The 5,549-nt window shown below is 68.2% G+C and carries 4 protein-coding genes and 4 pseudogenes; 6 read left to right on the top strand and 2 right to left on the bottom strand.

The window, feature by feature from the left end:
- Positions 1 to 92: pseudogene (locus IF89_RS45275) on the top strand (IS5/IS1182 family transposase); the annotation flags it as partial.
- 6 nt (positions 93 to 98) lie between these two features.
- On the opposite strand, the pseudogene IF89_RS48460 reads toward IF89_RS45275, so the two are convergent.
- Positions 99 to 302 (bottom strand): annotated as a pseudogene (locus IF89_RS48460) (IS30 family transposase); the annotation flags it as partial.
- 188 nt (positions 303 to 490) lie between these two features.
- Here IF89_RS48460 and istA point away from each other — a divergent pair.
- From istA to IF89_RS0134125, 3 genes are all read left to right on the top strand, one after another.
- Complete coding sequence (gene istA, locus IF89_RS38990) at positions 491 to 1,945, top strand: IS21 family transposase (protein WP_420707002.1); 1,455 nt, start codon at positions 491 to 493, stop codon at positions 1,943 to 1,945.
- Positions 1,946 to 2,160: 215 nt separating this feature from the next.
- Complete coding sequence (gene istB / locus IF89_RS0134120) at positions 2,161 to 2,988, top strand: IS21-like element helper ATPase IstB (protein ID WP_324605402.1); 828 nt, start codon at positions 2,161 to 2,163, stop codon at positions 2,986 to 2,988.
- A 44-nt stretch (positions 2,989 to 3,032) separates the two neighbouring features.
- Positions 3,033 to 4,025: an FUSC family protein gene (locus IF89_RS0134125; RefSeq protein WP_030776494.1), complete on the top strand. Its 993-nt coding sequence runs from the start codon at positions 3,033 to 3,035 to the stop codon at positions 4,023 to 4,025.
- A 279-nt stretch (positions 4,026 to 4,304) separates the two neighbouring features.
- Here IF89_RS0134125 and IF89_RS48465 read toward each other — a convergent pair.
- Positions 4,305 to 4,628, bottom strand: a pseudogene (locus IF89_RS48465) (transposase); the annotation flags it as partial.
- A gap of 88 nt (positions 4,629 to 4,716) precedes the next feature.
- On the opposite strand from IF89_RS48465, the gene IF89_RS0134130 reads away from it, so the two are divergent.
- Both IF89_RS0134130 and IF89_RS43405 read left to right on the top strand, forming a co-directional pair.
- Positions 4,717 to 5,340, top strand: a complete 624-nt coding sequence (locus tag IF89_RS0134130; protein ID WP_030776497.1) for a hypothetical protein — start codon at positions 4,717 to 4,719, stop codon at positions 5,338 to 5,340.
- Between the two features lie 43 nt (positions 5,341 to 5,383).
- Positions 5,384 to 5,549 (top strand): annotated as a pseudogene (locus tag IF89_RS43405) (IS5/IS1182 family transposase); the annotation flags it as partial.

Raw genomic sequence — 5,549 nt, forward strand, 5'->3', positions numbered from 1 at the left:
ATCTGACCGCGGCTCGCCGGCACCGGATCATCGCCACCTGCATCCGGCTCGGCATCCCGGTCCTGGCCGACAAGGCCTATCAGGGAGCCGGCGGCCTGGCTGTGGGGGTCGGCGAAGAGGACCTGGAGTCCGGAATCGACGCGGACCTGGACGTGCCGGGCCGGTTCCGTGCCCCGGTCCCGCGGCAGTGGCCTGCGCAGTTGCCCGGGCAGGGTCGTGATGGCGGCGGTGATCGCGTCATTCACGGTCTCGGCACCGCGGCCGGCCAGCGCGGGCCCGCTCTTGGTACGTGGTTCGGTGCCCGTTTTTACCGGGGTGAAGTAGAGCCAGGGTTCCGGTGAGATTCGGAGCCGGTTGTTCTCCGGTGAGTTTGGGAGCCGGTTGGTGTGATGGTGTGGAACATGCCGCTTTCGGAGTAATCGCGCCGGGTTGCGCCGTCTGGCGGTCACGCTGTGCCGGTTGATCACGGTCCAGGTCAGGGAGACCCCTGGTGCACAGGTCACGGGAGTGGCTGTTCGAGAAAATCCGCCGTGCCCGGCGTGAGCAGGGGCTGTCGGGGCGGGAGCTTGCTGCGCGATTCAAGGTGTCGCGGAACACGGTGCGCAAGGCGTTGGAGTCGCCGGTACCGCCGAGACGCAAAGCACCGCCGCCGCGGCAGAGCGTCCTGGAGCCGGTGAAGGGCTTCATCGACGCGCTGCGCGAGGACCTGGACGCGCCGGCGAAGCAGAAGCACACGATCCCGAGGGTCAGCGAGCGTCTGGCGGCTGAGCACGATTTCGAGCTGGCCGGGCGAACCACGGCCTGGGAGTACGTGCGCAGCCGGCGTCCGGAGATCCGTCCGGAGGCCCTGGAGGGCCGTCGGCATCTGGAGGGGATGGTCCCGCAAGCGAAGAGGCCGGGTGAGGAAGCAGAGGTCGGCTTCGCGGGCTTCTGGCTGGACCTGGCCGGCCAGCGCCGCAAGTGCGTCCTGTTCACGCTGCGGCTGTCCTATTCCGGCAAGGCGGTCTACCGGGTCTACGCCACCGCCTCGCAGGTAGCGTTCCGGGAAGGGCATCTGGAAGCGTTCACGGAGCCGGGCGGCGTCCCGTCGGTCCACATCCGATACGACAACCTGAAGCCCGTCGTCAAGCAGGTGCTGTTCGGCCGCTCCCGGCTGGAGTCGGCGCGGTGGGCGTCGTTCAAGTCCTGGTACCAGTTCTCCGCGTTCTACTGCGCTCCCGGTGAGGACGGCGCTCATGAGAAGGGCGGGGTCGAGCATGAAGGCGGCCGGTTCCGCCGCAAGCACCTGGTCCCGCCGCCGGCGGTCGACTCGCTGGCGGAGCTGAACGAGCGCCTCACGGCGAGCGACATCGCGGAGGACGCCCGGCGCATCCACGGCCGCCCGACCTCGATCGGGTTCGACGAGGCCGAGCGGGAGAGGCTGCGGCCGCTGCCGACGGACGACTACGACTGCGGGATCGACCTGACTCCCACCGTCGCACGCAGCTCGCGGATCACGGTCCGGCAGTGCTACTACTGGGTCCCGGCGAAGTTCATCGGGACCAAGGTGCGGGTGAAGCTGCGGGCGAACGAGCTGTGGGTCTTCGACGGACGCAAGGTCGCCGCCCGCCACCCGCGGCTGACGCGCCGATACACCTACCACGACATCCTGGACCACTACCTGGAGATCCTCCTGGACAGGCCCGGTGCGTTCGCCGGGGCCTCCGCGCTTGCCCAGGCCCGCGCGGAAGGCGGCTTCACCAAGGTCCACGAAGCGTTCCGGGCGGCCGCGAAGACCAAGGCCGACGACCGCGAGGGCACCCGGATGCTGATCGGGGTGCTCCTGCTGCACCGCCAGCTCCCACCGGAGGCACTGGTGACGGCGGATGGAGACCTGCCTGCGGATCGGATCGGTCTCCACCGACCTCGTCGCGATCGAGGCCCGCAAGGCGATAGAGGGCGATAGAGGGAACCGACGCGGACGACGCCGAGCTCCTGGCCGACCCTTACGAGGCAGCCACGGACAGTCCCTCGTCCGCGGGCGTCGGGGCTCAGGTGCTCCCTGCACGCACGCCGTCTGCCGCCCGATCCACGCCCGGCACTGCCCGACATGAGTAAGAACGACCGGCTGCTGAGCCCGGCCAGCGGCCGTGACAGCCAGACCCAGAAAGGCCACGGCGCATGTGCACGACCATCACCGTCACCAACCAGGGCGACGATCAGGACACCGGCCAGGTCCCCGGGCGCAGGATGTCCCTGCCCGGTGACCCGGAGGACATGCTCATCGACGAAGCGTGCCCGGAACTTCGCCTGCCCGCGTTCCGCGACCGGTTCATCGACCTGGCAACCACTGCCCGGCGCGAGCAGGCCACCTACAAGCAGTTCCTCCTCGGCATGCTGCAGGCCGAGCTCGCCGACCGGGACCTTCGCCGCCAGCAGCGGCTGCTGAGGCTGGCCCGCTTCCCCCGCCCCAAGCGGCTGGAGGACTTCGACTTCGAGAAGAACCCGGTCACCCCCGAGTTCGTCGCCGACCTGAAATCCCCGATCTGGGTCCGCGAGGGACGTCCCCTCGTGCTGATCGGCGACTCCGGAACCGGCAAGTCCCACCTGCTGATCGGGATCGGCACCGAGATCGCCGAGACCGGGCTCTCGGTCGGTTACACCACCACCTCGGCGCTGGTCAACGAGCTCGCCGAGGCCGATGCCAACCGCCGCCTGTCCTCGGTCATCGCCCGCTACAGCAAGATCGGCCTTTTCTGCCTGGACGAGTTCGGCTACCTCAACCTGGACCGCAAGGGTGCCAAGCTGCTGTTCCAGATCTTCACCGAGCGTGAGGAACGCAAAGCCACCGCGGTCGCCACGAACTCACCGTTCACCGACGGCGACGCCCGGCTCTGCGCGGCCATCGCCGACCGGATCACCTTCCGCTGCACCCTGATCCAGACCGGCACCGACTCCTACCGTTACCAGGTGACCGAGAGTGAACGCCGCGGCGAGACCCACAGGTGAACAGCCACGCCGCACGCACGAAGAGATCCGGCCGTGCTCGGGACGTGATCGCCACCGAGGGACCGGCAGCGGCACGGATCGTCGTAACCGTCGCCGCTGCCTGGGAGACGGCACTGTGGCTGGGAGCGGAGCAACCGCCCGTCTATGCCGCGATCGTCCCGCTCGTGGCCCTGCGCGGCGACCCCATGACCGCATTGGCCACCTCCCTCCAGCGCGTGCTAGGCGTCGTCGCGGGCGTCTTCGTCGGCATCGCCGTCCTGAACTTCCTGCACCCCTCGACCGCTGCAATCATCCTGGTCCTGGCTGTCGGTTTGGCCACCGGCATGGTCCTTCGGGCCGGCGGCTCCATGAACGTCCAAGTACCGGCCTCCTCCCTTCTGGTCTTCGCCAGCACCTCCCCCGACGCCTACGCCCTGCACCGCCTCTGGGAGACAGGAGCAGGAGCCGCCGTGACGATTCTCCTCGCGCCGCTGCTCTGGCCCCCCGACCCCCGCCGCACCCTGGCAGCTCTCGCCGCTGACTCCCGCACCCGTCTCATCCAGGCCCTCACCAGCACCACTACGGCCCTCGGCACCGATCCCGGCACAGCCCGGGACAATCTGGCCTCCGTCACCAGCCACATCGAAGCGATTCACAGTCACGCCGTCCGGGCACGCGAGGCCGAACGCGCCATGCGTTTCAACCCCTTGCGCCGCCGGAACCGCGAGACTGTCACGGGTCTGGCCCGCGTCATCGCCACTGCCGACCAGCTCACCGCCCACCTGGCAACCCTTGCCAGAGAAGTCTCCGAGTTCACCGGCAGGGACGATCTCGATCCGGTCCTGCCTGAGGCCCGCCGGTATCTGCCCGGCCTCGCCGCCTCCACCGCCAAAGCGATCACGGACACCCTGCACGAGACAACTCCTCAGCAGGCCCAGACCGCAGCACGTGCCAACCTCGCCGCCTACGCCCGCGCTGACAGGCGCCCCGCCGCCACAGCCCTGCGCAGACCCTTCAAACAGATCCTCGACGACCTGGAACAACACTTCTCACTATGAACGGACCTGCCCCGAACAGACGGGCCCCGGCCACGACTTCAGGGAGGTGGCTTCCAGGGCCCGCAGCCACAAACTAACGCCGCAGCACAGCTACCTCACGGACACTCCGCGCCCCTGGCAAACCTCACCCGATAGTGGCTCCCGATCCCACCAAACCGGCTCCCAAACTCACCGGAGAACACCCATCACGGTCGAGTACATCACCACCACGAACAGCCCAGCACTGGCTGCCATCCACACCGGAGCAGTGGCTCTCAAATGACTCGGTGACATTAAGTTGCCGAAGCCTTCCACCCGGGGCAGGTGCAGCAGCACGGTGAACCGCGTACTGCGCTCGACCAATGAGCCGATCGCGGACCGGCCGGTGCCGACGAGAGGTCGTCACCTCCCAGCGGCCTGGAACGGCACGGTCCCCGGCATCGGCCGGCCGCTCGCTGATCAGCACGTCAGCGGTCACGTGGCCGCGGATACTCTGCCTGGTGCGCTCCCGCGGGACGCGCAGTGGCCGCCTGGTGCGCAGGCAGGCGACGAGCCCACGCTTGAGGGCTCCGCGCCCCCGGACTAAAGGGCCTGGCAAATCGCTTCCGGGAAGACGCGCACGGACGTCGCCTAAGGGCTGTCCCATAACTGGACTGTGTCCCTTTGCCAGCCCGGATCGGACCGCTTCAGTGGCTGGTGACAGGATCGAGGGGTGCTGATCAAGGGATACGACGTCGGCCCGCTGGTGCCGGGCGAGTCACTGCTGCTCCACCCGGGCTTCTGGTCGAACTACCTCTTGGCGATGTGCAGCGACGGGGGGTGCGCCGAGCGCCCGGTTCCGGAGTGGTTCGGTGAGGACGGCGCCGATGCCGATGCCCTGTCCGAGGTCCTCTTCGACCCTGAGCACTGGCCCGTGTTCAGGATGCCGGCAGAAGACGGACCTGGAGCCGTGGTGATCCACCGAAACCTGGACGGCGACTACGGCACCGACTACCTCCTCACCCATCCAGACAGAAGCTACGCCCAGCAGATCGCCAGCTGGGACGGAGATTTCTCGGGCACAGGGCTGACATGGCACGAACTTCTCCGGATCGCTGACAGCCCGTTCCTTACGGACGAAGGCGTCCAGGACACGGCCACCCGCTTCCTGCTGCTGCTTCCCCTCCTCACCGATCCGAACGTGCCGGACACAGCATCAGCAAGGCTGATGACCGCCCTGACCGCAGTCGGCGCGCCGCAAGACACAGCCTCTCTCGCGGCGGAGCACCTGCTGGCGCACCTTACGAGGAGATCCGGACATGACCCCGCATGGACGTCTCCGCTGAGCGGGAGCTGAGAGGCGGACCAAACCGCCGGCCATACCGTGGAACGATCTTGGTATGGCTGGTGTGATCACGGCGTCGGAATCTTCCTGGATAGCCCCGTTCTCCGGGCTGAGTCCTCGCACCTTCGGGAAGCTCGTAACGGTTCTGCGGCGCCAGGGTGCGGACGCGATCCGGAAGGGCCGGCCGTGGAGTCTTCCGCTGGAGGACCGTGCTTTGCTGG

The organism is Streptomyces sp. NRRL F-2664, assembly GCF_000719345.1.
GTDB lineage: Bacteria > Actinomycetota > Actinomycetes > Streptomycetales > Streptomycetaceae > Streptomyces.